Annotated in this window: 22 protein-coding genes; 11 read left to right on the forward strand and 11 right to left on the reverse strand. The window is 45.2% G+C overall.

Annotated elements, in window-relative coordinates; genetic code table 11:
• Positions 1 to 146: 146 nt before the first annotated feature.
• Positions 147 to 2,885 (forward strand): heavy metal translocating P-type ATPase, encoded by a 2,739-nt coding sequence (locus RT064_RS00740; RefSeq protein WP_313060216.1) that lies wholly within the window; start codon positions 147 to 149, stop codon positions 2,883 to 2,885.
• Positions 2,886 to 2,905: 20 nt separating this feature from the next.
• Here RT064_RS00740 and RT064_RS00745 read toward each other — a convergent pair whose 3' ends face one another.
• Complete coding sequence (locus RT064_RS00745; protein ID WP_313060218.1) at positions 2,906 to 3,826, reverse strand: hypothetical protein; 921 nt, start codon at positions 3,824 to 3,826, stop codon at positions 2,906 to 2,908.
• Positions 3,827 to 4,209: 383 nt separating this feature from the next.
• On the opposite strand from RT064_RS00745, the gene RT064_RS00750 reads away from it, so the two are divergent.
• Both RT064_RS00750 and RT064_RS00755 read left to right on the forward strand, forming a co-directional pair.
• Positions 4,210 to 4,995, forward strand: a complete 786-nt coding sequence (locus RT064_RS00750; RefSeq protein ID WP_313060219.1) for a DnaA ATPase domain-containing protein — start codon at positions 4,210 to 4,212, stop codon at positions 4,993 to 4,995.
• A 77-nt stretch (positions 4,996 to 5,072) separates the two neighbouring features.
• Positions 5,073 to 5,741, forward strand: a complete 669-nt coding sequence (locus tag RT064_RS00755) for a DUF2057 family protein (RefSeq protein WP_313060222.1) — start codon at positions 5,073 to 5,075, stop codon at positions 5,739 to 5,741.
• An 84-nt stretch (positions 5,742 to 5,825) separates the two neighbouring features.
• Here RT064_RS00755 and gspM read toward each other — a convergent pair whose 3' ends face one another.
• The 8 genes from gspM to RT064_RS00795 form a co-directional block, all read right to left on the reverse strand.
• Positions 5,826 to 6,317: a type II secretion system protein GspM gene (gene gspM / locus RT064_RS00760; protein WP_313060226.1), complete on the reverse strand. Its 492-nt coding sequence runs from the start codon at positions 6,315 to 6,317 to the stop codon at positions 5,826 to 5,828.
• A 21-nt stretch (positions 6,318 to 6,338) separates the two neighbouring features.
• Positions 6,339 to 7,598, reverse strand: coding sequence for a type II secretion system protein GspL (gene gspL / locus RT064_RS00765; RefSeq protein ID WP_313060227.1), 1,260 nt, complete (start codon positions 7,596 to 7,598; stop codon positions 6,339 to 6,341).
• Between the two features lie 36 nt (positions 7,599 to 7,634).
• The gene (gene sixA / locus RT064_RS00770; RefSeq protein WP_100269838.1) at positions 7,635 to 8,087 is read right to left on the reverse strand and encodes a phosphohistidine phosphatase SixA; all 453 of its coding nucleotides are present in this window, start codon (positions 8,085 to 8,087) and stop codon (positions 7,635 to 7,637) included.
• A gap of 33 nt (positions 8,088 to 8,120) precedes the next feature.
• Positions 8,121 to 9,329, reverse strand: coding sequence for an NAD(P)H-dependent glycerol-3-phosphate dehydrogenase (locus tag RT064_RS00775; protein ID WP_313060233.1), 1,209 nt, complete (start codon positions 9,327 to 9,329; stop codon positions 8,121 to 8,123).
• Between the two features lie 88 nt (positions 9,330 to 9,417).
• Positions 9,418 to 9,990: a nitroreductase family protein gene (locus RT064_RS00780; protein WP_313060237.1), complete on the reverse strand. Its 573-nt coding sequence runs from the start codon at positions 9,988 to 9,990 to the stop codon at positions 9,418 to 9,420.
• A gap of 2 nt (positions 9,991 to 9,992) precedes the next feature.
• On the reverse strand, positions 9,993 to 10,646 hold the full coding sequence (locus RT064_RS00785) for an FMN-binding negative transcriptional regulator (protein ID WP_313060240.1): 654 nt from the start codon (positions 10,644 to 10,646) through the stop codon (positions 9,993 to 9,995).
• A 44-nt stretch (positions 10,647 to 10,690) separates the two neighbouring features.
• The gene (zapE, locus tag RT064_RS00790; RefSeq protein ID WP_313060244.1) at positions 10,691 to 11,815 is read right to left on the reverse strand and encodes a cell division protein ZapE; all 1,125 of its coding nucleotides are present in this window, start codon (positions 11,813 to 11,815) and stop codon (positions 10,691 to 10,693) included.
• A gap of 200 nt (positions 11,816 to 12,015) precedes the next feature.
• A complete protein-coding gene (locus RT064_RS00795; RefSeq protein ID WP_313060247.1) occupies positions 12,016 to 12,714 on the reverse strand; it encodes an alpha/beta hydrolase in 699 nt (232 codons plus the stop codon).
• A 286-nt stretch (positions 12,715 to 13,000) separates the two neighbouring features.
• Here RT064_RS00795 and RT064_RS00800 point away from each other — a divergent pair, with 286 nt between their 5' ends.
• Positions 13,001 to 13,378, forward strand: a complete 378-nt coding sequence (locus RT064_RS00800) for a hypothetical protein (protein WP_313060249.1) — start codon at positions 13,001 to 13,003, stop codon at positions 13,376 to 13,378.
• A gap of 128 nt (positions 13,379 to 13,506) precedes the next feature.
• On the opposite strand, the gene RT064_RS00805 is transcribed toward RT064_RS00800, so the two are convergent.
• Positions 13,507 to 13,998, reverse strand: coding sequence for a hypothetical protein (locus RT064_RS00805; RefSeq protein WP_313060252.1), 492 nt, complete (start codon positions 13,996 to 13,998; stop codon positions 13,507 to 13,509).
• A 125-nt stretch (positions 13,999 to 14,123) separates the two neighbouring features.
• On the opposite strand from RT064_RS00805, the gene RT064_RS00810 reads away from it, so the two are divergent.
• Entirely contained in the window at positions 14,124 to 14,549 is a 426-nt protein-coding gene (locus RT064_RS00810; protein ID WP_313060254.1) for a hypothetical protein, read from the forward strand.
• A gap of 108 nt (positions 14,550 to 14,657) precedes the next feature.
• Here RT064_RS00810 and ppc read toward each other — a convergent pair whose 3' ends face one another.
• Positions 14,658 to 17,528: a phosphoenolpyruvate carboxylase gene (ppc, locus tag RT064_RS00815; RefSeq protein ID WP_313060256.1), complete on the reverse strand. Its 2,871-nt coding sequence runs from the start codon at positions 17,526 to 17,528 to the stop codon at positions 14,658 to 14,660.
• 307 nt (positions 17,529 to 17,835) lie between these two features.
• On the opposite strand from ppc, the gene RT064_RS00820 reads away from it, so the two are divergent.
• The 6 genes from RT064_RS00820 (at position 17,836) to RT064_RS00845 (ending at position 24,678) form a co-directional block, all read left to right on the forward strand.
• Positions 17,836 to 19,818 carry a propionate--CoA ligase gene (locus tag RT064_RS00820; RefSeq protein WP_313060259.1) on the forward strand — a complete coding sequence of 661 codons (1,983 nt, stop codon included), beginning with the start codon at positions 17,836 to 17,838 and terminating at the stop codon, positions 19,816 to 19,818.
• A 61-nt stretch (positions 19,819 to 19,879) separates the two neighbouring features.
• Positions 19,880 to 20,488: a LuxR C-terminal-related transcriptional regulator gene (locus tag RT064_RS00825; RefSeq protein ID WP_313060263.1), complete on the forward strand. Its 609-nt coding sequence runs from the start codon at positions 19,880 to 19,882 to the stop codon at positions 20,486 to 20,488.
• A 106-nt stretch (positions 20,489 to 20,594) separates the two neighbouring features.
• On the forward strand, positions 20,595 to 22,088 hold the full coding sequence (locus RT064_RS00830; RefSeq protein ID WP_313060265.1) for a CoA-acylating methylmalonate-semialdehyde dehydrogenase: 1,494 nt from the start codon (positions 20,595 to 20,597) through the stop codon (positions 22,086 to 22,088).
• Between the two features lie 169 nt (positions 22,089 to 22,257).
• The gene (locus RT064_RS00835; RefSeq protein WP_313060269.1) at positions 22,258 to 23,418 is read left to right on the forward strand and encodes an acyl-CoA dehydrogenase family protein; all 1,161 of its coding nucleotides are present in this window, start codon (positions 22,258 to 22,260) and stop codon (positions 23,416 to 23,418) included.
• 29 nt (positions 23,419 to 23,447) lie between these two features.
• On the forward strand, positions 23,448 to 24,224 hold the full coding sequence (locus RT064_RS00840; RefSeq protein WP_313060272.1) for an enoyl-CoA hydratase: 777 nt from the start codon (positions 23,448 to 23,450) through the stop codon (positions 24,222 to 24,224).
• Positions 24,225 to 24,237: 13 nt separating this feature from the next.
• On the forward strand, positions 24,238 to 24,678 hold the full coding sequence (locus tag RT064_RS00845; protein ID WP_313060274.1) for a hypothetical protein: 441 nt from the start codon (positions 24,238 to 24,240) through the stop codon (positions 24,676 to 24,678).
• The last annotated feature ends 1 nt before the right edge of the window (position 24,679 follow it).

Raw genomic sequence — 24,679 nt, forward strand, 5'->3', positions numbered from 1 at the left:
TCATGACCCAAAACACGCCAAAACACAATGTCAACATCGTGCTATTTTGCCACGTTTATACAGGATTTTTGAACTTTAATAGACGGTTTTGGAGTACAATAACAGTCATTTTTGGGTGAGTTAGGGTTTTTGCCCTAGGGGATTTGATGATGCCAAACAATAGCCAATTTGGGGCAAAACAATCGGATATTGGGCAGTCGGTTGTGACCGATGCGCCTAGCCGTACGCATAATGAGGCGGATAGCAAATTTACTACCACATATCAAGATGTGGAGCTGGTGTTGCCAGAGGAAGGGCATTGTTTTCATTGTGCCGACCCGCTACCAAGCCCGCCATTTTTTACCCATATATTGGGTGAAGATCGGGCGATGTGCTGTATGGGCTGTCAGCTTGCTTCGCAAAGTATCATCGAGGCGGGGCTTGAGCAATACTATCTTGACCGCAGTGAAATCAATCGTACCGCCAGTCTCCCGGATTCGTTATATCAGCTGCAAGCGTATGACCACGATGATATCAAATCGCAATTTATTTACCATCAGCAAGGGCACAGCGTTGCTGAGCTGTCAATCAGCAATTTGCGCTGTGCTGCCTGTAGTTGGCTGATTGAAACCCAATTGTATCGCCTTGATGGCATGGATACTTGCCAAGTCAATCTCACCAATCAACGGATGCGCGTGGTGTGGGATGAGAAAAAACTACCGATTAGCCAAATTTTGGCAAATGTGCAAGCCATTGGGTATGATGCCAAACCCTATCGGCAAGATACCCATGAAGCGATGCTCAAGCGAGATAATCGCCGTATGTTGTTTCAATTAGGCATTGCGGCATTGGGTGCCATGCAAGCGATGATGTTCGCAGTGGCGCTGTACTTCGGGGAATATTCAGGAATCGGCGTCAACGATCGGCAATTTTTACGCTGGGTATCGCTGTTTGTTAGTATTCCTGTGTTTTTGATTGCAGGGTTGCCATTTTTTCAATCGGCGTGGTCAGCGATTAAAGCCCGCCAAGTCAATATGGATGTGCCGATTAGTATCGCCATTGTCATTACCTTCTTGGCAAGTTTATATGCGACATTGACCAACACGGGCGAGACTTATTATGACTCGGTTAGTATGCTGATATTTTTCTTATTGGCGGGCAAATTTGTAGAGCACAATGCCAGACTAAAAGCTGCCAATTTAGCCAATGATTTGGTGGTCGTCGAGCCTGTGTTGGTCGCAAAGCTGGGTCATGAATCGCCGTTAGCGCTAGAGAATGTGGATGTCTCACAAGTGAGGCTCTATGCCAGTCAATATAAAGACCTTTTTTATCAGTCACTGAGTGTAGACCCTGCCAATAGGGGTGATAACGAGCAAATGGTTTCGGCGCAGTCGCTAAAAGTTGGTGATATTGTCCGAATTGATGCTGGTAGCAGTATCATCAGTGATGGTATTTTGCTGTCGGATAGTGCCACGGTGTCCGAAAGTTTATTGACCGGGGAGAGTGATTTAATCATCAAACGCTTGGGCGATAGCATTGTGGGCGGTAGCCAAAATGACAGTCAGCCGTTTGTGATGCAAATCACCACATTACCCAATGACAGCCAAATGGGCGTGATTGATAGGCTAGTGAATCGCTCGCTCAGTGAAAAGCCGCAAATCGCCTTAAAAGCAGACAAACTGGCACGCTGGTTTGTCGCGCGGGTACTGGTGATTGCCAGTATGGTGTTTTTGGCATGGTATTTTATCGAGCCCAGTCATGCCATTTGGGCAACGGTTGCCGTATTGGTCGCTACTTGTCCCTGTGCCTTGTCATTGGCCACACCCATCGCATTAACCGTTTCTACCAATCGATTAGCGAGCCTGGGGTTTTTGGCGACGCGCGGGCATACCATTACCACACTCGCTGAAGTCACCCATGTGGCGTTTGATAAAACCGGCACATTGACGTACGGTCAACCCAATTTGATGGCGATTGAAACGCTGGATATGCCGTATGGTGTTAAACAAAATCCGTCAGTGGATTTTACCGAAGATGACACCAAAAACGAAGACCAGATAAAAAACCATTTTTTAAGTATCGCAGCGAGCCTTGAAGTGGGTAGTCGTCACCCCATTGCCCATGCGTTATTGACCATGACTCGGCAAATGCATTTGCCTACTACCAGCGATTTGGTACACATTCCGGGGGGCGGTCTTCAAGCCACGATTGATGGGCTAAGTTACCGTCTAGGTCATCACGGTTTTGCAGTGCAATCAGGATTAGACGATGGGTTACTGCCAAATTTGAGCAAACACCAAGCTAGTACTAGTGTAACCTTGTCAAGACAAGATAGCCTAAGCAAAAGATGGCAACCACTGGCGCATTTTTATTTTCATGATAAAGTCCGTGAAGGCGCCTTAGCTACCATTAAACATCTCAAAGACCAAGGCGCGCAGGTGCTGATGCTCACCGGTGACCCTAGTGCTCAGGCGTTTGAGGTAGCGCGCGAGCTTGGTATTGACACGGTTTATAAAGGTCTTACCCCAAATGATAAAGTACAACATTTAAAAGCGCTGCAGCAGCAAGGACATATCGTGCAAATGGTCGGTGATGGGGTCAATGATGCGCCGGTACTTGCCGCTGCCAATGTCTCAACCGCCATGGCAGGGGCGGCAGATTTGGCGCAAGTCTCCAGTGACTCTTTGGTACTCAATGGTCAAATCCAAGCCGTGGCAAAAGCGCGTGAGGTGGCATTCAAGACCGATCGCATTATTGCCCAAAACTTCAAATGGGCGCTCGGGTATAATTTTATTGTACTGATACCCGCTGCGTTAGGCTATGTACCACCTTGGTTGGCTGCGATTGGTATGTCATTAAGCTCACTGTTTGTAGTGCTCAATGCGTTACGTCTCAAACGCGCTTAATGGATTATTTGACCAAAGGTTTATGCTTTTGGCTTACTAAAATCATACGCTGTGACTATTTGCGCGTTTTTGGCAAAATCGATGAAATAGTAGAAGTATTTATCATTCTCATCAATCACCCGATCGCCGTTGGTATCGGCTTGGGTTGAAAAGTAAAAACGCTTGGTCTCAGGCAGCCATTTATAATGTTTAAAATATTGATTATTGGGCGTGAGTTTCAATAAATTTTTGCCATTTAAATCACTTAAATACAAGGTAAGCTGCTGATCAAGATTGGTTTTATTGTCATCATCATCAGCTATCTCTTTGACTTCATAGATAAAATAGCCCAGCAGTAAGGTATTGCCGACTTTGACTGCCAATGGGCTGGTTGCTTCTTTAGCGGCTTGCGGTTGGGTTGGTGCAGTTTGCGTGATAGCAGCTTTTTTCTGCGCTGTTTTGTCATCTTGGGTTAAATCTACCAATGGCGTGTGCACCGCTCTTATCACAAAATTATCGTGTGGAAACAGCCGGTGTACTTGTCCGGTTCTTAGCCCTTCAAACACAATATTGTAAACACTGCTTTGAAATTCATACGCAGCAACTTCTTGAAAGTAGCTGACGGGTGATTTTTTAGCATCGCTGCCGTCGCTATCATATTTGCGATTGATAGGCACTGACGGAATAATCGGATGTAGTAGGTTTGGCACACCTGCCAAGTACACCGGAAAATCCATGCGTTTTAACCCGACTGTGGCAGGTGGGATACTGGCTGGGGTTTGGGCAATGATGACTTCAGGTACATTAGACGGTGAAGGGGCGTCGCTGGCTCGGTTAGTTGTCTCAGCGGTGGGCTGGCAGGCGGTAAGTGCCAAACCTAGCCCCATAGCGCTCAAGGTGCTCATAGTGATATGTAATGGTCTAAAAAAATTCGCATCACGCCATTGATTCACAAAAGACATAGGGGTCTCCATTACAAAGATAATCAAATATACTACTAAAATGATAAGATATGTACAATCTTTGGTTATATTATCGCATTCAGCGCTAAAACAGTATTGACTGTTTTTTTCTTGACGGGCTTCAAAGGTAAATAACAAAGGCAAATAAATTTGAAATAACCCGACACGGGGCAAAAGGCGCGTGAGTAGCTATTTCATAAATTTAGGTTATAATAGTCAAAATTTAGTTAGACGCTTGAATTTTTTGCTTTTAAACTTTCAAACTTTTAAGCATTGGGCGGCTAACTGGGCAGCACTATGTGTTATATATACAGTGTGTTATATGTACAGTGGTTTATGATTTATTTTCAAAAAGCGATATCTTACCGATTGCGAGTGCATGAATGTCGGAACAATTAAGTCTAAACTTAAATATCAAGCAGTCCGCGAGTATCAGTGACTTTAGTGGTCCAGGCTGGGTATCAATCATCGATGTGGTACGCCAAATGCATGTAGGACTGTTGACGCAGCTATATCTATACGGCGAGCGCGATACAGGTAAAACCCATCTACTCAACGCTATCTGCGAATCCTTCCGTGATATCAACCAATCTGTTATTTATCTATCGCTGCGTGAACTGATAAACGCCAATATGGATGCCATGGTGTTGTCATCGCTAGAAAATACCACAGTGATTGCGCTTGATGATATGGATGAAATTCAAGGTCATCCTGAGTGGCAAGAAGCGGTTTTTCATCTGATTAATTTGTCGCAAGAATACGGCAATACCATTATTTTTGCCAGTCGTTTGCCAGTAAAGGCGTTAAATTTTGAGCTGCGAGATTTGCTATCAAGGCTTGCTCGAGCCGCAACTTTTCAGTTGCCAACGGGCAGTGATAGGCTTGATAGACAGCTGATTTTGGAATCGGTATTACGCCGTCGTCATTGGCACTTTGACCCGCGCATTATTGACTATTTGCTCAACGAAGGTCCACACCGCATCGGCGCGATGTTGGCAGTGTTAAACGAATTGCAGCCATTATTTTCCAATATGGAACGCACCCCATTAAACAAAGTGACCAAAGCCAAAATTCAAGATGCGATGAATATCATTGATAATTTAACGCTGAATTTTGAATTGGCGGACTTTGATGAAATTGCAGAAAATGAAAATTTTTTAGATTTTTGATCGGGTTTGTCATAGGAATTGCGTGATAAATGGGTTAGAATCCATCAACAGTTTGATGTAAAACAACAGGATATCCTATGAATAAACAGTACTTATGGACGGCTGCCGCGTTGACTGCGGGCGTGTTAGCAACCACACAAACATTTGCCCAAGTCACCTTGAATGTTGCTGACAATACCATCGTGACTGCTATTAATGGTCAAGAAGTCAAAAACGGCTTGCTTTCAAAGCCGCAAAAAACCTACAAACTTGAGCCCGGCAAACATGTGATTACTGCCAAGTACAATCGGTTGTACGAGCTGCGCGGTGACAATCACGATGTGTTACGTTCAAGCAATATTAGCGTTCCGGTAGAGCTTGCCGACAATCAAACGTATGTGTTGGATATGCTAGGTCAACCAGAAGACTATAATGCCGCTAAAGAATATGTCAAACAACCCACACTAGCGGTGCTACAAGGCAAGCAAATCATTGCAAGTCAGCAAGCTACGTCAAGCAGTAGTTCAAGCATTTTTAGCGGCTTGGGTAATGCGTTAGGCGGCGTGTTTGGTGGTAGCTCAAAAGCGGTTGAAGCCAATCAACAAACCATCAATGCCTTAGGACAATCAGGGGGCGCGATTCCCGCTATCAACCAACCTGTTGCGACCACGGTCAGTTCATCGGATAGTCTCGATCAATTTATGCAGTTATGGTTGAGAGCAACGCCAGCAGAGCGTGATAAAATTCGCCAGTGGGTGCAAAAATAATCACCCCATGCGCCCCCATGCGCCAAAACAACGATGCCAAGTGCATCGTTTTTTATGGTCTTTTACCATTATTTACTTTTACCATTAGTTAATAGATAAGACAGACTGTACTTCAAGCTTATCGACGGCTGGCTGGTTGATTTGTAGTTGCTGGATGCGAATACCTTGTTGTTGAAACTGATTAAATATATTGGTGATTACGCTGGCTTGCGCGTGACTAAAAGCAACTTGGATAGTATTGCCATTCTCGACTACTTGCGCATTGACAATACCTGATTGGCTAAGTATTTGTTTGATAGCATCGGCTTGATTGACTTGTTGGGTTTGGTTGGGATTGATGTTGCCTGCTTGACTGCGTAGCCAAAACACATCTGCCATGGTGTCATCGTATTTTTTTTGTGCTTGGTTGGCTTTGCTATGCAGCGTCCAACCACCGATACCGACCACAAAAAAAAGCAAGAACATTGCCAATATCAGCAGCGCAATCTGATCACGACGTGATAAATTTTGAAAGGCATGACCCAGAGGCGTGGTTAGTTTTTGCAGGGATTGGCTCAGTGAGGCGTGCGGTTTCATAAATTCATCTCAGTTGTAGATTTAGTCTGCCAATTCAATATCTATCATGGCAAGGGCACTGCCAGCAGAAGTTGGCGCCACGGCACTGGAAACCGCACTGGCAGTATTGGAAGACATCGCAGCGGGTATCGCAGCATCGACAGACCCTAGCTTGGCTTTTATCCCTTTGTTTACCATGTCATTGACGGCTTTGTTTAATGAATCGGCGCTTGATGATAACAGCTGCAGTTGTAAGTGATTATTTTGAAAATTAAGCTGCTTGGCAGTCAGTTGGTATTGCTGCAATACCGGCTGTATGGACGACAATGTCTGAAGTACGCTTGGCGTGGCTGATTGCTGGGTGGTTAATTTGCCAGATAACTGTCGCTGCAGGGTAAGTTTGCTACTAAGCGGCTCATTGGGAAACCACTGGGCGTATTGCTGCGCTAGTAAAGTTGCGGCTTGTTTTTGTGCTTGGTTGTAATAATACCAACGAAGCGCATCGACCACAAAGGCTGTCAGCAGCGCACAAACAGTGACTAGGGCGATGACTTTGGCATAAGGCGCAAGCGTCGTTTTACCTTTTACGGTCGCAAAGTTAAAAAAATGTCTGACAGGGTCTTTGATTGGGGTAGGCAACAACTCAGACGATTCTATGGATAAATTAGGCATACTGGCTAATTGCTGGGCAACGGTTTCATCGTGAAAACCCGTTAAATATAGCGTTTCTAACATGGGTAATTTGGTGAGTACCAGCGGTAAAAAACTAACCGCCATGCCGTGATAAGTATGGAGTTTTAATAACTGGGTATCTGCATCTTGGTAGTAGACCGCGCTTGTCGTAGGTATAGCCCTAGTATCAATTCTAACATCTATGGTCGGCAGCAATAAAAAATCTGGCAGTAAAGCGACTATCTCAATACCCGCCAACGAGGCAGCATTGATCCATGAATGAATATCGGCAGCATGAAGCCCAAATAACGCGGGTAACTCGCTGTTGGTGGCGGTCGGCTGAATTTTGACTTGTAAATCTTCTACCGACCCAATGCTGATATCTTCAAATAAATAGCGCCTGCCGGTGTCGCCCAACGCATTAAGCTGGCTTGCTGTAAGCGTAGGTTGGATTGTTAATAAACTGACACTAGGAAAATAAAGACAGGCTTGCAGCTTGGCTGATTGGGTGGTTTGCAGATTAGCAAGGGTCGCAAGCGTTTGCCAATCGTCAGCCGTTTGCCAAGTCTGGGTGGTTTGTTGCCATAAACGTAAGGCAGCATGCTGAGTTGGCAACCAAATATGAATCACAGAAGTGTCCTACACAAAATTGACAAATTAAATCACCTAACAGGTGGGAACAAAGCGTTTGATCTCAGCGGCAAGACTGGGTGCCAATATACCCATATCATATACGCGCGCTTCAGCCAGCGCAAAACCCTCTAAGGGATCATCCGTGAGAATATGGGCGATTTTGGCAATGATATTCATATGACAAACCACCACCATGCAGTCGCCAACCAATTCGCCTAGCGCATCCACGGCTATGTCTGCATCATTATCAGGGGTGATGCCCTCATACGTGGTCACAGGGACATGGGGAAAAAATTGCTGGATTTGGGCAAGGGTTTGCTGGGCGCGGTTGTAAGGACTGACGATAAAATGATCGGGCTCAAAGTTTTCGGCAAGCCACGCTGCGGTCTGTGAAGCTTGGGCTTGACCCAGTGCTGATAAATTTCTTTCATGGTCTGGCAGGGTATAAGCGCCTGCATCGCCATGACGAACTAAAATTAATTGCATGTATTTACCTAAAAATATTTAAAGTTATGTTTGTCAGTTATGCGTTGGCTGCACTTGATGCGGCATGACAAATTCCACATCACTTCTAAATCCTGCTTCCATCAAGTTTAACGCAACCCCAAGCGGCGCTTTGTCTTCATAGATAATATCGTGCAAGGCATGGGTAATCGGCATATAAATACCCTCTTTCATGGCTTTTTCATTCACCTGCTGGATAGTATTAATCCCTTCAGCGGTCTGCCCCAGTTTTTTGATGGCTTGGTCAAGGCTCATGCCACGCCCGAGCATATTACCAATCTGGTAGTTACGGCTTAAGGTCGATGAACAAGTTGCATACAAATCACCCACACCCGACAACCCCAAAAAGGTCAGGGGATTAGCCCCCGCTTGTACACCAAATCGGCTCATCTCCGCCAATGCGCGGGTTAATATCATGGCTTTGGTGTTTTCCCCGATGTCATAGGCAGCGGCCATGCCCATGGCGATGGCATAAATATTTTTGAGCGCACCGCCAAGCTCGACGCCAATTAAATCATCACTGGCAAACACGCGAAAAAACGCACTGTGTAGAGCTGTTTGTACCGCAAGCCGTAGCGCTGCAGATTGGCTGGCAATCACGGTGGCAGACGGCATATTATTCATGATTTCTTTGGCGAGATTGGGGCCGCTCATCACGCCAAAAGCCACATTGGGCAATTCATCCGCGATCACATCACTCATTAGCGCAAAGGTATCTTTTTCCATACCTTTGGTTAAAGACACGATGGCTTGAGCGCTGATAAAAGGCGCAATTTTTTGTAAGGTTTCGCGAAAAGCAGTGCTAGGCACTGCCACAAAAATCAAATCTTTGCCTTTGACGGCTGCTTGCAAATCATGGGTAAATTGCAGGCGCTCATCAAGCTTATGGTCGGGCAAGTATTTTTTATTGATATGGGTTTTTTGCATCGATTTGACGCTGCGCTTATCGCGCACCCAAAGCGTGACTTCGCAGCCATTTTTGGACGATAAATTTGCCATTGCCGTACCAAAACTACCACCGCCCAGCACGGCAATTTTAAGGGGCGCAGGTTGGTTGGCGAGCTGATTGTCTAAGTCTGTCTCTAATACCGCTGTGGTGTCCGGCTTAGATTTTTTGACCGCTTTTTCAATGACGTCGGCAAACAGCTTGCTGGCTTTTTCACGATTGACATTCAGCTTTTCTAAATTTTCACTTAGATTGGTTGCTATCTGGGGTTTTTTCATTGAAAATCCTTGAATCCACTTGTCCTGCAAATACTGACAACAGGGCACCCTTTACATGAGCAAAATATAAAAACGGCTACTTTAGCCCTTAGTTTGTGCCATTATCATAAACAATAAATGGTGTGACGTCTATCTTAGAACGCGGCGGGATGGTCGACACGGCTGTGCCAACATACACAAAGGCAATGACTTGGTTATCAGCGGTTACATTAAACAGTTGTTTGATTGCAGGCGCATTGGCAAGTGGACCGGTGCGCCATACGGTGGCAAACCCTTGTGCCATTAAGGCAAGGAGGAGATTTTGCACCGCGCAACTACTTGCCGCTATTTGTTCCCAATGGGGGACTTTATCATGGGGTTTAAAATCGGTCACACACGCGATAATCATTGGCGCACGCAGTGGCATGTTTTCCGCTTTGGCGAGGGTTTTTTCGTCAGTTTCACCTTGTGCTATCGCCGCATTTTTTAACGCCGTGCCTAAGGTGTTGAGCGCTTGGTTTTCAAGTACGATAAAACGGTACGGGTTTAAATCCTTGTGATCGGGGGCGGATAGCGCCACTTCAATCGCTTGTTCGACTTGCTCGCGGTTGGGGGCAGGGGCGACAAGGTTGCCAATTGAACGGCGCGATTTGATAAAGTCTAAAATTTCTGAATTTGTCATTGTTATTCCTTAAATAGGTTATTGATTAGCGTTGCCATATTATCCGCTGAAGCTGATTGCAGTTGTGTTAAACCGTCAATCACGCCTTGCTGATTATCCAAGGTTTTATTTTGGCTAAGTTTAAATTTGGCTTCAAAATTATCAATGGTCAACTTAACCCCCACAATCGCGCGGCACATGGCATTGATATAGTCACTTGGCGCATCACTTAAAGACCAAGGCTCATGACTGGGGTTAGTTTGTTTAAGTTGATGTTCAAAAAAATCCGTCATCGTCGCGACAATCTGCTTGATTTGACTTGCGTCTCTAATTAGCTGCGGTGTCACCGAAAAAATCACCGATTGATAATTCCACGTCGGCACTTCTTTATGGATCATCGCCTTAGTAGGATACCAGTTTGGGCTGATATAATGACCTTGGTTGGTGAAAACAACTTTCCAGTTTTTAGCGTCAGTCTTTACAATCGGATTTACTTTTGCCACATGACCCATCAAATAGCCAAGCGGATTTTGTTCATCTACTTGCCAAAGTAGCGGAGCAGGGCAGATTTCAACCGAATTGCCGTTTGATGCCACTATATTTGCTAATGGCGACCCAGCAATAAAATCTTTAACGGCTTCAAAATCGGTTTGGGAAAAGTCTTTGGGAATATACATCGTTAAAGCCACTCGCCTGCATAACAATTAAGGCTTTGGATTATTTAAATGGTCATATCTTCTTTTTTTATCTCATCCAAACGATGTTCCGCTTTGAGATATTCTTCAGATTGCATCTCTAACAGCCGTGAGCGCGTGCGCTCAATTTCAAACGCCAATTTTTGCCCATCATACAGTTGTAAAATTGGCTGTTCTGCACGTATCAAAAGCTTGACGCGGCGATCATAAAACTCATCGACAAGGTAAATAAAGCGCCTTGTCGGGTCAGCGATAATATCGTTGAGTATGGGCACATCATCCACCAGTACCGTGCTAAACTCATTGGCGATTTCAATAAAATCGCTCGCTGAGCGCGGCTGCATACATAATGCCCGAAAATCAATGTACAAGGTGTTTTCGGTGCGCCCTTTGATGGCGATATCACGACCATTAATATGAATGGGGTCTTGGATAATGTGTTGGTTGTTACTTAGCGCGGTAAAGCGGTTGGCAAGCCAGTGGATGTTTTCTTTGGTCAACGGAGATACATAAAGTTCGGCTTGCTGCAACACGCGCAGACGGTAGTCGATACCACTGTCAATGTTCATTACCGTACAGTTTTTTTCAACTTCGGCAATGGCAGGTAAAAAACGGTCACGGTGAATACCATTTTTATACAAGCCATTTGGTGCGATATTTGATGTGGCAACCAAGGTGATGCCTTTTTTAAATAGCATGGTAAACAAATCACCCAAAATCATCGCATCGGAGACATTGGAGACAAAAAATTCATCAAAACAAATCACATCCGCTTCATTATGGATGATATCGGCGACTTTTTGTAGTGGGTCTTGTTGACCTTGTAGCTTGTTGAGCTCGGCGTGCACTCGTTTCATAAAATGGTGAAAGTGTTGGCGCATTTTGTTGTCGGCGGGTACCGACTCAAAAAACATATCCATCATCCAAGTCTTACCACGACCCACGCCGCCCCACATATATAGCCCTTTGGGCGGCTCAGTACGTCTTAAAAAGCTAAACAGCCCACGTTGTTTGGCGCGGTTTTCCATGATTTGTTCATAGACATTGTCCAAATAAGTCATCGCAGCGCGCTGCTGTGCGTCTTCGCTAAACTCACCAGATTTTAGCGCAAGCTCATAGCGTTGTAAGGGTCGTAAATTTGAGTTGGGCATGTTGTCTCTCAGCGTAAATTAAAAGGTTGTCAAAATTCCATTTCAACGTGCTTTGACGTAGGGGTATTAAATAAATAGATGCGATTAAATAGACGGCATTAAAGTGCCAAATAGCTCACGATGTCAAATACACTAAAAACCCGAATCGAAAACATCCGTCAAAAACACCAATCAGGAACGAGGATAAAATAAAAACTGCGTTATTTGCTACTTAACGCTTCAAGCAGCTGTTTTAATTGCCCTAATTTACCATGAAAAAAGTGCCCTGTATCGTCAATGATGTGCGTTTGAATACCAAAGTTTTCCCCAAATTGTTGTAGCGAGCTTGGCGCAATCACTTCATCATTCGCGCCATAAATCATAAAGGTTTGTGCGGTGGGCAGGAGCAAATCTGAGGTGTCGTTTTTTTCAATAGAAGGGGCAATCAATGCCAAATCAGTGATGTCAAAATCATCGACTCCCAAAAATGCGCCTTGTTCATTGACAAGCTGGGCAAGCTTGGCGGCGACAAATCCGCCAAACGAAAATCCGCCAATCCATAGCTTGCGTGCCTCGGTTTGGCTATGAATCCATTGCAGCACGGTTAAAGCGTCTTCGATTTCACCTGTCACATTGCCATACTCGCCCGTTGATTGTCCCACACCGCGAAAATTAAAGCGTACCACATGCATGTTTTGGTCGCGGGCAAAACGATACATGGTGGTCACCACTTTATTCATCATCGTGCCTTCTTGCAATGGGTTTGGGTGACAAAGAATGGCAACACGCTCAACCGACGCGGCGTTTGGGTTGGCAACGCCCGTTGAGTCAGCTTGCCAAAGCGCGTCAACTTCAAGCTTGCCGCAAGGGGCATCAATTAATTGCGAATGGGTTAATGGTGAATGGGCAGGTGAGCGCATAATCGTCCTAATCTCAGCAAAAAACTTTAAAAAAACCACCCATCATGCTAACCAATTTCACCCAAAATAGCTAGTTTGAAAATCAACAAAGCAGCCAATTGTTGCGCGGATTTTATGATTTGTAAGACCACTTGCGGCGGCTCATTTTTTACCACACACTAATACAAGCCATCAACCAAATTCTATTGTTGAAATGGTAAGTTTGCCTGTATTGTTGATAATTGATGAGAACTTTAACATGATGAGAAACCTAACACCGCTATTGAAAAGGGACAGCCTGCAGATCATGAAATCATCTCTCAAACCGTCTTTATTAAAAATCACAACTATCGCGCTATTAGTAGCAATGAGCTTATCTGCTTGTCAAAGCACACCCACTAATTTACCCGTGCTACAGCGCGCGAACAACACCCTAGAAACCACTGGGTTAGGCAAAAGCAAAAATATCGCCAAATTGAACGCGTTACATATCGCAACCGAGCAGTGCCGCGGAAAGTCGCCCATCGTGTTGACCGATAGCTACCAGTATAACGGCGTGTTGGATGAAAACATGGGACGCGCGGCTGACCAAGCCATAGGTATGATTGGCAGCGTGTTTGGCAGCAAAAAAACCCTTGCCCGCGATGATGATTACGAATATACCATGATGTTTAAATGCCCGTAATTTATACCTAAGCCCTTTATACAAGCAAAGAAGTACAAGCAAAAAGCACAAATGTAAAAAGGACAGCGGTAACAGCAGGATAGACATAAAAAAGGTTAGGAGAGCTCCTAACCTTTATTGTCTTTGTGTCACTGGCGATTTAACAAATGCTGATTAAGCTGTGCAATCACCGCTTTATCCCCTAATTGATTGATACTGTCACGAATTTTTGGAATCGGCTCGGCAGCAATCGGCTGACTATCAAATAGCTTTAACAACCGCAGTTGTAATGATGGCTCACCTTGCTCAATGACAATATCTACGAGGGTAGGCACATCAAAGGGCAAATCCGAAGTTGATTGTGCCATTGCCACCGCATGATAAGCGCCATGTGGGTCTTGGTCGGTTACGATACGGGTATTTACCGCTCTGTAAGCTTTTTCTGAGGTACCACCTAGGACATTGATTTTGTGTAAACAGTTAAGCGCAGAATTATCTTGTAATTGTGCAATCGCAATGATGTCTTCAGCCTGCTCTTGCAAATAGGCGCGTTTTTTTGCCAGCGCCTCTAATTGCTGCTCAGTCAGTGGCTCAGCGCTTTCGGCTTTTTTTAAATTGGCATTAAATTGAATTTCTGACATGGCTATCCCCTTATTTATATGGTTATTAGATAAGGGTTTTTTTTATAAAATCAAATCCGTTAGTTAAACGAGCACATTTAATCACAATCCAGTTATAATCAATCAAAATGACAAAAGGGCGTGCTATGTTAGTGTTAACAGTAAATGCTGACCACATCAGTATAACGTTGCAAGATAACCTATGGGACATTGGGCTTACGCTAAACGTAATTGCACAGACATTGCAAGCATTGCCACCCACCGAATTGGCTTGGGAAACGGCAATTATGCGCATAGAAGATGCTATTTCACCGCTAAAACCTAGATTGCCCAAAGATGAATTATTAAAGGTGATAGGGGCAGAGGATTTAAGCTTACTAGCGTTTGAGCAAGATGCCAATGGCGACTATATTCCCGCTGAGATACTAGAAAAAGCTTTTGCGGTGCTGGCGGGCTATCGCTCACTGCGAGATTTGCCAGCTATGCCCAATGACCTAGCGTTTTATGCAAAGGTATTGCTATTACGAGAATGGGTACACCATTTGGATTTTGATAAGCTTTATTTGGGTTAATTATCATCAATAAAACAATCGTCAATAAAAAACCGTCAATAAAACAATCGCCAGTACATAACCAGCGATTTTTTTTAATAGGTAGTTTAAGGCTATGTTGAACGCTTACTAACCGGTATTTCTTAAGCCTTGGGCAATACCATTGATAGTTAAATGAACCAAGTTAAGCGCTGCGGTATAAGACGCTTCATTATCGCTAGTCGCTTCATTGGTGGTTTCAGTGGTAGACCTTTCATTAGTAGACGCTTCATCAGCAGTCGCTTCGCGAAGTTGTTTTAATAATGCCACTTGCAACCAGTTCAAGGCATTTAAATACGGCAAGCGTAGCGCAAGTGAGCGTGCCAATGTACGGTTATCATCCAGTAGCGTTTCTTTATTGGTCAGGGTTAGCAGGGCTTTAAGGCTGCGGTGATATTCTGCAGTAATGAGTGCAAAAATAGCGTTGGCTTCAGTGGTATCGTTGGCGAGCTCAACATAGGCTTGGGCGATTTCGATATCGGTTTTTGCCATGACCTGTGCCATATTTGATAACATGGCTTGCATAAAGGCGCTATGTTGGGCGTTGTGTTGCAGTTTTGCTAAGTTGTCTGGGTTATCTGCAATCAGTTTTTCGACTGCGGTGCCAAAGCCATACCACGCTGGTAGCATCAAGCGATTTTGCATCCAAGAAAATACCCAAGGAATCGCGCGCAAATCTTGAATACGCGCCAAAGACTTGCGGCTAGCAGGACGTGAGCCAATGTTTAAACTGGCAATTTCTTTGACCAAACTTGTCTGCAAGAAATAATCAATAAAATACGGCTGAGTGATAAGCGCGCGATAGCAATTAAAGGCTTCATGCGATAATTGATTCATTAGGTCGCTATCAGGGCTTTCGCTATGGCTTGGCAATAGGCTCGCTTTGAGCGTTGCGGCAATCAGCGTCTCAAGGTTGCGTTCTGCGTTGCCCGCATCGGCATATTTTGCGGTAATAACTTCCCCCTGCTCGGTAATGCGGATTTGACCATCCACTGAGCCTTCTGGTTGTGCCAAAATCGCCTCAAATGACGGACCACCACCACGACCCACGCTACCGCCACGACCGTGGAATAAACGCAGTTGAATGGCATATTTTTCTGCCATTTCCACTAACTGAATTTCAGCTTGGTATAGCGACCATTGACTGGTGACATAACCACCATCTTTATTACTGTCTGAATAACCGAGCATAATTTCTTGCAGATTGTCACGACTGGCTAGCACTGATTTGTACCAAGGTTTATCCAGTAGCTCACTCATGATGCGGGTACTGTTTTGCAGCGCCTCAATGGTTTCAAACAAAGGTACGATATTGATACGGCTCACGGGTACGCCATCTTTGACCAATAATAGCCCTGATTCTTTCAATAACAACGCCAATGCCAACAAATCACTCACTTGTTCGGCATTGGAGATAATGCTTTGGGTAATCGCTTTGTCACCAAAGCGATTTTTGATATCGGCTGCGGCTTGAAAAATTTCTAACTCACGCTGGGTTTGTGGCTCATAAGTGATATAGGGGTTGTATAAAGGACGCGCAGTTGCCAATTCACGCAGCAGCACACGTTGACGTGCGGATTCAGACAAAGAAAGATAATCTTCTAAATCGGCATGTTTGAACAAATCATGAACCGTTTCGGCATGAATCCCTGAAAACTGGCGCAAGTCTAATGGCATCAAATAAAAACCAAATACTTCCACGGCGCGGATGATATCGGTGAGTCGTTCGTTAGCCAGTAACTCACTGCCATTATCCACCAATGACTGATAAACGACGTACAAATCATCTAAAAACTCGTCACAATCAGCGTAGGGCTCACTAAGTCCAAAGCGACAACCGTAAGACAAATCAAATGTATGCGAGGTAGCGACTAAACGTGATGAGATAAACCCGATGGCGCGGCGATAAGGCTCTTCTTCTCTAGAGATATTATCTTCTTTGGATTGCTCGGAGAGTGCCAGTACCGCATCACTCACGTTGACATGGCGGATAGATAGCGGCAACTCTTGGTACAGCTCGCCCAGTTGGTCACGATAAAAGTAAAACACCGTCGCCGCTTGGCGTTTGAAGGCATAGCGAAGGGTATCGGCTGACACAAACGGATTACCGTCACGGTCGCCACCAATCCAACCACCGATATTAAGTAAGTTTGGCATGTCAGTGTCGGGGAAACGCTCTTTTAGCTGATAATCTAATTTGCGATACAAACTTGGCAGGGCTTCAAAAAAACTTAAATCAAAATAGGCAATGCCATTGTCGATTTCATCTTTGACCGTAATTTTAAAATGGCGGGTTTCATTGGTTTGCCACTGCGACAATAACGTGGCTTCTAGTTGCTGCTCGATACGATGACGTTGGTAGCCAATCGCGGTGTGGTATTGCTCAAGTAAGGCACGGATTTGACGGCGCAGTGATAAAATAGTTTGACGCTGCACTTCGGTCGGATGCGCGGTCAATACCGCACTGATAAAGGTATCATCAAGCTGTGCTTGCAACTCATCGCTGTCAATCCCTTGGGCTTTTAATTCATCAATCACATGGGCAAAACTACTTTTTGAGGCAGATTCATCTTGTTCGTGGGCAAGGCGGCGGCGCTCATGGTGCATGTCTTCGGCGATGTTAAACACTTGCGCAAATAAGCCACAAGCCCGAATGAGATTCTTGCGCTGTTGATGGTTGAGCGTTGGCAAAATGGCTTGAATAGTCTCTTGGGGGTCTTCGCCATTTAACAGTTTATTAATGGTTTGTTTGACCGGTTCTGAGGTTTGCTGCTCAACGACCGTTATCAGCACGCGGCTAAGTAACTGGGTGTCCGCTAGCAAAGGAGAGTCTTTATCATTGTCGATAAGCTCAACGAGTGCCGTATTTGACGGATGCGAGTTTAACGCGTCTAGGCCTAAAACGTGAGGTGGTGAAAGGCTTTTTTCATTTTCAGCTGGGCTGGCGTTGGTCTGGCTCATAACTATTCCCTTATTTGCTTTAGTCTAAAAAGTGTAACAGGACAATTATGTTAGCACAAACTATTATCACCATAAGAAATACTCATCGTTAAAAATTCGAAATATAAACAGCGTTAAAATTAATTTGGCGAGGCTTGACGGTAGTGAGTCTATTTGTTATATTTAAAAACGATACAAAACGTATCATTTGAGTTTATAAAATGGATTCAAGGAATGAATTCAAGCAATGAAATGTTTTGCCAACCTCTGAAAACCAAACCTGCAAGCGACTTTCACCATCCATCAAGATTCTAGCTAAGGACAGCCAATGAATTTCTCCGACTTATACAATCAATCCATCAACGACAAACAAGCCTTCTGGGGCGAGCAAGCCAAGCGAATCTATTGGCATCAACAACCTACCCAAATTTTAGATGATAGTAAACTGCCCTTTGCCAAATGGTTTGTCGGTGGGGAAACCAATTTGTGTTACAACATGGTCGACCGCCATCTTGAAAACCGGGCAGAGCAAGATGCCTTTGTGTGGGTGTCTACCGAAATCAATGCTGAAATGATTGATAATTACCCCAATATTCAGAAAGCTTTTAAGGCACTGGGCAACCCTGTTGAATTGTATACCGACTATGCCAAACGCCGTTTAACTTACAACGATTTATACAAAGAAGTGAACTATTTTGCCGATGTGCTAAAACGTCATGGCGTCGACAAAGGCGACCGTGTTGTCATCTATATGCCGATGATTTTGGAAGCGGCATATGCCATGCTCGCTTGTGTGCGTATCGGGGCGATTCACTCGGTGGTATTTGGCGGATTTGCCTCGCACAATCTCGCCGTACGCATGGATGATGCCGAAGCCAAAATGGTGATTACCGTCGATGCAGGGCTGCGCGGTGGCAAGCTAATTAATTATAAAAACTTGGTCAATAAAGCAGTCGAAGAAGCCAAAGTCAACACCAAGGTGCTGGTGATTGATAGGGGTATCATGCCATATACAGCAGAGCCACAAGACATCGACTATGCCACCGAGCGGGCAATAAGTGCCGACAACAATGCCAAAGTCGATTGTGTTTGGCTAGAGTCCAATGCGCCATCGTATCTATTATATACCTCGGGCACGACAGGCACACCCAAAGGCGTACAGCGTGATACAGGCGGTCATGCGGTAGCCCTTGCCACCGCGATGGATTTTGTCTATAACGGTAAAGCGGGCGAGACGTTTTGGGCGATATCGGATATCGGTTGGGCAGTGGGTCACTCGTTTAGCATCTATGCCCCGTTACTGACAGGCATGACCAGTATCATATATGAAGGCTTGCCAACCACGCCAAACCCGGGGATTTGGTGGCGAATTGTCGAAGCCAATAAAGTCAATATTTTGTTAACCGCACCGACAGGCGTGCGGATGCTACGTAAACAAGACGAAATGTGGATGAGCCGTCACGATATCTCAAGCCTAAAATCATTCTTCTTGGCAGGTGAGCCACTCGATGAGCCAACTGCCCAGTGGCTAACAGGTCACATGGGCGTGCCAATCATTGACCACTATTGGCAAACTGAGTCGGGCTGGCCCATCCTCAGTCATGCCCCAAAATTTGCAGACAATCCCGACCACAAGCCACACAAACAAGGCACACCCGGCTATCCGATGTTTGGATATGACGCCAAAGTCATCAATGAAACCACAGGCGAACCCTGCCAAGCCAATGAAAAAGGCATGTTGGTGTTAGCCGCACCTTTACCACCCGGTTGTTTGGCTACCGTTTGGCGAAATGACGAACGTTTTATCAATGGCTATTTTTCACTACTCGATGGCAAACAATACGCAACATCAGACTATGCGGTGATGGATGAATACGGCTACTACTATATTCTAGGGCGAACCGATGATGTCATTAATGTGGCAGGTCACCGTTTGGGTACCAAGGAAATCGAGGAGGCCATCGGTCATCACCCCGAAGTCGCCGAATCGGCGGTTGTTGGCATCCATGACGAGCTTAAAGGTGAGCTACCCATTGCCTTTTGTATCCTAAAAAATCATGACTTAGTAGCAGAAACCGAAAACCGTTTCCGCATTGAGCAGCAAATCGTGGGCGAGGTCGCAAGACAGTTGGGCGCCCTGGCTAAACCTGCGGCTATTTATTTTCCCAAAGCTTTACCCAAAACCCGCTCAGGCAAAATCTTACGCCGCTCTATCAAGGCACTGGCGGAAGGCAAAGAAACAGGCGACATGAGTACGCTGGATGATCCAACCGCGATGGAGGCGGTCAGACAAGCGATGGCGGAATATTAATGGCTATCAAAAAGCTTTCAGGCAATAAGTTGTCAGGGCTTAAAAATCAGGGGTGATTGTGATGGAAAATTATGCCTTACTGGCTTTTAAGCACGCGCCCACGCCGATAGTGGTATTAAGCTATCGGCGTATCAAAGCACTCAACGATGCCTTTGCCAATTTGTTCGGTTATGCGCACGATGAGCTACTCAATCAATCGATGCAAAAATTGTTTCCCAGTGTCGAAGATTTTGAAAAAATTGGCAAAGAAGCATTAACAGGTTTGGGATTACAAACCAATAGGCATTACTGCGATGAGCGCTTTATGCGTCACAAAACAGGGGAAATATTCTGGGCAACCACCCACGGACGCACCTTAACCCCAGATGACCCCTTCAAACTGGCAATTTGGCATTTTGAAAAAAAACCGCAAGTAGTGTCCGAATCCCAGCTCACTGCACGTGAAGCCCAAATTGCGCAATTTGTGGTCAATGGCTATACCTGTAAAGAGATTGGTAAGTCGCTTGGTTTATCTCCCCGAACCATTGAGGTACATAAAGCTAACTTAATGAAAAAACTGGGCGCTCGCAGCAAAGGTGAGCTAGCCTCAAAGATTATTGTCATTAACCCTATGGCAGCCGCGCAGCAAAACTACTCCAGCAAAACTACGCCAGAAAAACTACTTAAGTAATTAAGTATTATTGACAGTACCCCCCAACTCATTCACACTGTTTTGCAACGCGTTTAACGCTATCAAACGCTATACACCCAACACGGTAAAAACAAGGATTGTTACGATGACTACCCAAACTGTAAAACAACTCATCAACGGCGAATTTGTCGAATCAGCCACTAGTGAGTGGATTGACCTGACCAACCCAGCCACCCAACAAGTGATTGCCAAAGTACCCCAAACTACCCCCGATGAAATTAACCAAGCTGTCGCGGCGGCTGCAGAGGCGTTCAAAACCTGGCGCAAAACCCCAATCAACACGCGCTCGCGCATTTTCTTAAAATACCAACAACTGATTCGTGACAACATGGACGAGCTTGCCGCCATGCTCACCGAAGAACAAGGCAAAACCCTAGCCGATGCCAAAGGCGATGTGTTCCGTGGTCTTGAAGTCGTCGAACACGCCTCAGGCATTGGCAACCTGCAACAAGGCGCGTTTATCGAGAACGTGGCGACTGGCGTTGATATGTATAATATCCAGCAACCACTTGGCGTTTGTGCGGGTATCACCCCGTTTAACTTCCCCGCCATGATTCCACTTTGGATGTTCCCAATGGCGATTGCCACCGGTAACACCTTCGTATTAAAACCATCAGAACAAAACCCGATGGTCACCATGCGCTTGGTAGAGCTGGCGCTCGAGGCGGGCATTCCAAAAGGCGTATTAAACGTGGTGCATGGCGGCAAAGACACCGTTGATGCCATTTGTGATCACCCAGATATCAAAGCCATCTCATTTGTCGGCTCTACTGCCGTCGGCACACACGTCTATAACCGTGCCAGTCAAGCAGGTAAACGTGTGCAATGTATGATGGGGGCTAAAAACCATGCAGTCATCCTACCCGATGCCAACAAAGAGCAATGCCTAAACCAACTAGCCGGTGCTGCATTTGGTGCGGCCGGTCAGCGTTGTATGGCGTTATCCGTGGTGATTCTAGTCGGTGAAGCCAAAAACTGGGTGGGTGACATCGTGGAACGTGCCAAAAAATTGGTGGTGGCAGCCGGTAAAGATGACAAAGACTTAGGACCTGTGATTTCAAAAGCGGCCAAAGCGCGTGTTGAACGTCTAATCCAAGCGGGCGCAGATGAAGGCGCACAAGTCCTGCTAGATGGTCGTGGTATCAAGGTAGAAGGCTTTGAGAACGGTAATTTTGTCGGACCGACTATTTTAGATAACGTCACCACCGATATGACTTGCTACAAAGAAGAAATCTTTGGACCGGTGCTTGACATCATGTACGCCGATAGCCTAGATGAAGCGATTGCCATCATCAATGCCAATCCAAATGGTAATGGCACGGCTATCTTTACCCAATCAGGTGCGGCAGCGCATAAATTCCAACAAGATATTGATGTGGGTCAAGTCGGTATTAATTTACCCATTCCGGTGCCATTACCGATGTTCTCATTCACCGGTTCTCGCGCCAGTAAGTTGGGTGACTTAGGTCCTTATGGCAAACAAGCGGTACAGTTTTATACCCAAACCAAAACCGTCACCGCCCGTTGGTTTGATGATGAAGCCAGTAAAGGCGTTAATACCACCATTTCATTAAAATAAATAGACGTTAACAATTAACATTTCGTGATTAAGACTGATTGAATTTGGCTATCAGGTTAAAAACGTTATAGCCAATATAGCCAAGCGTCGCGATTTTGCATTAAGTTAAAGCAACGCTTGGCAACGACTGATGGCATGGATGTAATTTAGCCACAAAAAGGAATTTACCATGAATTTTTCCCTTACCGAAGACCAACAAGCCTTTGCCGATTTGGCTGCTCAATTTGCCGCCAAATCGCTTGCCCCCAACGCTGCCGAATGGGATGCCACAGGCTATTTTCCCAAAGAGGTGTTCAAAGCCGCAGGTGAACTGGGCTTTATGGGGCTTTACACCAACCCTGATTTTGGCGGACTGGGCTTGCCGCGCCTTGATGCGGCGATTATTTTTGAAAAACTGGCGTATGGCGATACGTCAACCGCCGCATTCATGACCATTCACAACATGGTCGCTTGGATGATTGGCGAGTTTGCCAAAGCCGAGGTTGCCGAAAAATACTTGCCTGAATTATTAGCAGGCGAAAAATTGGGTAGCTACTGTTTGACAGAGCCCAATGCTGGATCAGATGCCGGTTCATTAAAGACCAAAGCAGTGAAACAAGGCGACTATTACCACATTACCGGGCAAAAAATGTTTATCTCTGGGGCAGGGGCGACCGATGTGCTCGTGGTGATGGCGCGCACCTCTGACAACGGGGCAAAAGGCGTGTCTGCCTTTATCGTCGATGCCAACAGCGATGGCATTAGCTATGGCAAAAATGAGCATAAAATGGGCTGGAAAAACCAACCGACCGCCGCGGTGCATTTTACCGATGTCAAAGTCCCTGTCGAAAATCTACTGGGAGAAGAAGGACAGGGCTTTACCTTTGCCATGAAAGGCTTGGACGGTGGGCGTATCAATATCGCCACGTGTGCGGTGGGGACGGCTCAAGCTGCGCTTGACCGTTCCGTGCAGTATGTACAGGAGCGTAGCCAGTTTGGCAAAACCCTTGACCAATTCCAAAATGTGCAGTTTAAACTTGCCGATATGCTCACCCATTTGGTGTCGGCTCGGCAGATGGTGCGATTGGCGGCGTATCATTTGGATAGCAAATCGCCCGATGCCACGGCGTATTGTGCGATGGCAAAACGCCTTGCCACGGATTTGAGTTTTGATATCGCCAACCAAGCGCTACAGCTACACGGCGGCTATGGCTATCTACAAGAATATCCGCTAGAGCGTCATGTGCGCGATTTGCGCGTGCATCAAATCCTAGAAGGCACCAATGAAGTGATGCGGATGATTGTGTCTCGCAAAATGATGGAAGATGGGGCGTTGGCAAGATTGCAATGAATTTAAAGACATTTTAAAAGGAATTTACCATGTCAAATTACACCAATTTAAAATTAACTATCGACCATCACATTGCGGTTTTAACCCTAAACAATCCGCCTGCACACACTTGGACCAAAGAGAGTTTAGCCAGTTTAAAGCAGCTCATTAGCGAATTAAATAACAACAAGCAAGTTACCGCCTTGGTGGTGCATGGCGATGGCGAAAAGTTTTTTTCGGCAGGGGCGGACTTGAACAGCTTTGCCAGTGGTGACAAAGGTCAAGCCGCGCAGATGGCAATGGCGTTTGGCGAAGCATTTGAAGCCTTGTCCAATTTTCGTGGCGTGTCGATAGCTTGTATCAACGGCTATGCGATGGGTGGCGGTCTTGAGTGTGCCCTAGCGTGTGATATCCGCATTGCTGAAAGTCATGCCCAAATGGCACTCCCTGAGCTATCTGTTGGTTTGTTGCCATGTGCAGGCGGTACGCAAAACTTACCGTGGCTGGTGGGAGAAGGCTGGGCAAAACGCATGATTTTATGCGGTGAGCGTATCAAGGCAGATAAGGCGCTGCAAATTGGTTTGGTGGAAGAAGTCGTGGAAAGTGGCAAAGGGTTAGAATCGGCTTTAGAATTGGCTCAAAAAGTGGCGAAGCAATCCCCCGATGCGATTGCGTCGAGTAAAACCTTGATTATGTCGGCACGTTATCAGCCACCAAGTTTTAACTGGATAAAGGAACGTGAGTTATTTATCAAATTATTTGATGGCGACAACCAACAAGAAGGCGTCAATGCGTTCTTAGAAAAACGCCCGCCACAGTGGAAATAAACAAAAACTATTTATGAGTGAAATTCAACTATTCTTCATAACCGATATTACCAATTTAATTTTTGCATATGAGCACCCATTAAATGAAGAATGGGAAAATAAATTACTAATAAAAAATCATTACACTTATATTGATGATAAATTACTTAGATATTTAGCCGATAGTTTAGAATGGGTTAATTTTAGTGTTGATGATAAAGACGTGGTTTATCAAGGATTAGATTTTGAAGGCGTGAATACGCTTTATCCAAATCAAATCACTAGTTTTAAAAAGTTAATTTTGGCTTGGATTGTACTTTTTGAAAATGCAAACCAAACATTTGATTTAAACCGTTTTAACCAAACTCAAACTTTTGATAAATCCACTGTTTTAAAGCAACTTTATCAATTAGTTGAGTTTTGTCAAATTGTTGAAAATAACCCAAATAAATGCTTAGTACATATCGGACTATAAT

The sequence above is a fragment of the Moraxella sp. CTOTU49097 genome (assembly GCF_032064105.1).
GTDB lineage: Bacteria > Pseudomonadota > Gammaproteobacteria > Pseudomonadales > Moraxellaceae > Faucicola > Faucicola osloensis_B.

Excerpts from the sequence above, each read along its gene's own strand:
- RT064_RS00740 (WP_313060216.1), top strand. The coding sequence starts at position 147 with ATGATGCCAAACAATAGCCAATTTGGGGCAAAACAATCGGATATTGGG.
- RT064_RS00745 (WP_313060218.1), bottom strand. The coding sequence starts at position 3,826 with ATGTCTTTTGTGAATCAATGGCGTGATGCGAATTTTTTTAGACCATTA.
- RT064_RS00750 (WP_313060219.1), top strand. The coding sequence starts at position 4,210 with ATGTCGGAACAATTAAGTCTAAACTTAAATATCAAGCAGTCCGCGAGT.
- RT064_RS00755 (WP_313060222.1), top strand. The coding sequence starts at position 5,073 with ATGAATAAACAGTACTTATGGACGGCTGCCGCGTTGACTGCGGGCGTG.
- gspM (WP_313060226.1), bottom strand. The coding sequence starts at position 6,317 with ATGAAACCGCACGCCTCACTGAGCCAATCCCTGCAAAAACTAACCACG.
- sixA (WP_100269838.1), bottom strand. The coding sequence starts at position 8,087 with ATGCAATTAATTTTAGTTCGTCATGGCGATGCAGGCGCTTATACCCTG.
- RT064_RS00775 (WP_313060233.1), bottom strand. The coding sequence starts at position 9,329 with ATGAAAAAACCCCAGATAGCAACCAATCTAAGTGAAAATTTAGAAAAG.
- RT064_RS00780 (WP_313060237.1), bottom strand. The coding sequence starts at position 9,990 with ATGACAAATTCAGAAATTTTAGACTTTATCAAATCGCGCCGTTCAATT.
- RT064_RS00785 (WP_313060240.1), bottom strand. The coding sequence starts at position 10,646 with ATGTATATTCCCAAAGACTTTTCCCAAACCGATTTTGAAGCCGTTAAA.
- zapE (WP_313060244.1), bottom strand. The coding sequence starts at position 11,815 with ATGCCCAACTCAAATTTACGACCCTTACAACGCTATGAGCTTGCGCTA.
- RT064_RS00795 (WP_313060247.1), bottom strand. The coding sequence starts at position 12,714 with ATGCGCTCACCTGCCCATTCACCATTAACCCATTCGCAATTAATTGAT.
- RT064_RS00800 (WP_313060249.1), top strand. The coding sequence starts at position 13,001 with ATGAAATCATCTCTCAAACCGTCTTTATTAAAAATCACAACTATCGCG.
- RT064_RS00805 (WP_313060252.1), bottom strand. The coding sequence starts at position 13,998 with ATGTCAGAAATTCAATTTAATGCCAATTTAAAAAAAGCCGAAAGCGCT.
- RT064_RS00810 (WP_313060254.1), top strand. The coding sequence starts at position 14,124 with ATGTTAGTGTTAACAGTAAATGCTGACCACATCAGTATAACGTTGCAA.
- ppc (WP_313060256.1), bottom strand. The coding sequence starts at position 17,528 with ATGAGCCAGACCAACGCCAGCCCAGCTGAAAATGAAAAAAGCCTTTCA.
- RT064_RS00820 (WP_313060259.1), top strand. The coding sequence starts at position 17,836 with ATGAATTTCTCCGACTTATACAATCAATCCATCAACGACAAACAAGCC.
- RT064_RS00825 (WP_313060263.1), top strand. The coding sequence starts at position 19,880 with ATGGAAAATTATGCCTTACTGGCTTTTAAGCACGCGCCCACGCCGATA.
- RT064_RS00830 (WP_313060265.1), top strand. The coding sequence starts at position 20,595 with ATGACTACCCAAACTGTAAAACAACTCATCAACGGCGAATTTGTCGAA.
- RT064_RS00835 (WP_313060269.1), top strand. The coding sequence starts at position 22,258 with ATGAATTTTTCCCTTACCGAAGACCAACAAGCCTTTGCCGATTTGGCT.
- RT064_RS00840 (WP_313060272.1), top strand. The coding sequence starts at position 23,448 with ATGTCAAATTACACCAATTTAAAATTAACTATCGACCATCACATTGCG.
- RT064_RS00845 (WP_313060274.1), top strand. The coding sequence starts at position 24,238 with ATGAGTGAAATTCAACTATTCTTCATAACCGATATTACCAATTTAATT.